General features: G+C 54.8%; 1 protein-coding gene. It reads right to left on the reverse strand.

The features are described 5' to 3' along the window. Positions 1–1,013 precede the first annotated feature (1,013 nt). A partial coding sequence (locus GOX75_RS20180; protein ID WP_217354457.1) for a ShlB/FhaC/HecB family hemolysin secretion/activation protein occupies positions 1,014–2,570 on the reverse strand: 1,557 nt, incomplete at its 5' end.

The following is a 2,570-nucleotide window of genomic DNA, read 5'->3' on the forward strand; positions in this document are numbered from 1 at the left end:
TCGGTAGGTCGTGCGGGTCATGCCGTCCAGGTGTTGCTGCGACGTGGTCGTGTTTCTTTGAATTGCTTTGGTGGGTTAAGTGGTGGGTCACTTGTGTTGTGCCGGGTTGCTGGATGGTCCCAGTTGTTGGCCTCGGCTTTGGGCGCATGATTGTCACGATGCCTTGTGGTTTTGGATGTCCGGGGACGGCCACATGAGTTGCCGTAGGTTTTGGGGTCAACTGTGGAACCTGACCAGGAACCGCCGTGGGAACCTGATTGGGCGTTGCGGTTGGGACAAGCGGTGGCGTCGCTGTCGTACCGCTAGGTTGTGGAACAAGGCCGGGCACTGCGACCGGAATCTGGTTTGGTGTTGCAGTCGGGACCAGCGGTGGCACAGCAGTTTGACCGGTGGGCTGAGGTGGGACCAGACCAGGAACCGCGACTGGTATTTGGTTTGGTGTTGCAGTGGGCGCAAGTGGCGGCACCGCTGTTGGGCCGGTAGGTTGAGGCGGAACCTGGCCAGGGATAGCTATCGGAACTTGATTGGGAGTTGCAGTCGGAACTTGCGGCGGCACCGCGGTGGGACCAGTAGCCAATGGCGGAACCTGATTTGGAACAGCTGTCGGAACCCGGTTTGGAGTCGCGTTTGGTGCCAGAGGCGGAGTTAGGATCGGCGCTACTACCGGCGTGGGAACCTGACCAGGAACCGCTATCGGTGTCGCAATGGGAACCTGACCGGGAATTGCGTTCGGGACCGCGCCCGGCGCAAGGACTGGAACAGTAACGGACGTGGGCGTTTGCTGCGTTCCCTTAGGCGGCAACTGATTTGCCACCGGCTGAGTTGGGCCAGTAACTTGATTACCTGCCCCTTGCCCACCAGCCTGCCCGCACCCTTGGCTCGACTGGTGTGGGTTCCCTACGCCTCGGCACCACCCGTAGTGATTTCCGCGGGCAAAGACCTGAGTAGCGGTCAGTTCTGCAATTAGATAAGTTGCGGTAAGTACAGCAATTCGGTTCAGTTTCATAACATCCTCACCAACTTGTTGTCAGAGCAAGATACGCGCCAGGATCGCCAGAGTCGGTCAAAGGGCCGTCTCTCAAAGGGACACCGACATATCCGGACAGGAATAGATTTTGCTTGAACTCAATGTCCAAACCCAGACCTGTCGACGCCAGTGTAGCATTATCAACTTCGAAACTCGCAGGGTCATTGTTCGAGATGTAACCCACGTCGAAAAAGGCAAAGGGTGTTAAGCGATGGATGCTCTGGGAACTGGGGAAGTAGGAATGAGACACTTCGAAAATCGCGGAAATCCCGGAATCACCATCCACTTCGTCAAAACGATATCCGCGCAAAGCATAACGATCACCAAGGAAGTACTCTTCGACTGAGGGCAGCCGGTCTGTTGTGTACTGCCCCCAGATCTCGGTTCGCCAAGCTGTGTTGGGAGACACGCCCGTTAGCGGGCTTTCGTATCCGATGCCGCCCCGCAAGTGCCAGAACGAAGAGTCCCCGTCGTCGAAATTGGCGTCTGTCGTGTCAGTGTCATTGTCGCCAAAAGATAAGGTTAATCCTGCTTCCAGCGCCTGTCCTTCTGAATAGTTTTGCCCGTAAAGATACGTAAGGCCAACGACGCTGGCGTCGCTGGACAGTGGAACGCCTCCACTAACAGAATCCGATTCTGAAAGGCGATAATCCAGCAGAAGGTATCCGTAACGAGCTACATCGCGGATCACCGGGTAACCCATCGCGACGGTGAAGTTCTCGCCGTCTATATCGGTTCTTGCAAAATCCCCCGAGAGGTCACGTTTTGCGTTTATGTTCCCATAAAAGATCTCACCATACAGACCATTGCTGTTCAGCGGCGTGCGATAGGTAAGAGCGCCCCATAAAGAGTGTTCATCCTCTTTGTCCCAATTGTAATTGCCTGAACCCTCAAATCGCAGCAAATCCCCGACGGTCAGTGTCGAATAAAACTCTTGTACGACATAGAAACTGAGCGCTTCCCCAAGCTCACGCGGAGGGTTGTCTAGTGTCGCACTACCGGCTTGTTTGCGCAGAGGTTCTCCCAATACTCTCAGCCGAGCACCAGCCTGATCCGGGTAATCAAGTTCGGTCGACACGTCCAAATCGGGTATGTCCTCGGCTAGCATAACCGCCCGCTCAAATCGTTTGAGAGTTATTGGATATGCGGTACTGAGGGGCTGAAAAATCTTCTCTAGTGTTTGGAACGTGCGAGTATCTACGCCTTCAATTTCGATGGTTTGAATGCGCCCTTCATCAACAATTATGCTCTGCCCATCGGGACCGGGCCAGGCCTCTGCCAGGAAATACCCGTCTTCCCGGTAGATTTGAGTGATCGTTGACGCGATTTCCGAGGCCGTGATGCGCCCGGACCGATCAAAGGCTAGCTGACCGGCAAATGTTAACAGCTCATCTGTATCATACACCGTTACACCGCTGACCGAGTGCTGGGATGCGATGTCCCAGGTTTGGGCAATGCTACTTCTTGGAACTGATACAGTGGCCACAAGAGTGCAAATGATCGCAAAAACAACTGAGCTGAATACGCGCATTTTTGACAACCT

The organism is Ruegeria sp. HKCCD7251 (assembly GCF_013031165.1).
Taxonomy (GTDB): domain Bacteria; phylum Pseudomonadota; class Alphaproteobacteria; order Rhodobacterales; family Rhodobacteraceae; genus Ruegeria.